Here is a 246-nt window from a genome sequence, read left to right as displayed (position 1 = left end):
CCTGTCGCACCGCGGCGAGCGCGGCTACGAGCATCAGCGCAAGCGCCGGGATCCGCCAGCGCCGCTCGCCCCAGGTCCATAGGACCGCGGCGGCTGCGGCGGGGAGCATGACGGCCGCGTTGAGCAGCGGGATCGGGCCGACCGCTTGGGCTGCGAAGACGGGCGAAAGGAGGAGGAGGTCGAACCAGACGATCCGCGCGAGCGCGGCGATCGCGAGCGTACGTGCCGCCCGCGGGGCGCGGTTCG

General features: G+C 74.8%; 1 protein-coding gene. It reads right to left on the bottom strand.

What is annotated here, in order from left to right; genetic code table 11:
- Positions 1 to 246 (bottom strand): hypothetical protein (locus VJI94_RS08700; protein WP_324009085.1); only part of this gene is annotated, 246 nt, incomplete at both ends.

The sequence above is a fragment of the Parvimonas sp. D9 genome (assembly GCF_035282565.1).
GTDB lineage: Bacteria > Bacillota > Clostridia > Tissierellales > Peptoniphilaceae > Parvimonas > Parvimonas micra.
The sequence above is the reverse complement of the archived record's forward strand: the minus strand, read 5'-3'. Positions and strand labels throughout refer to the sequence as shown.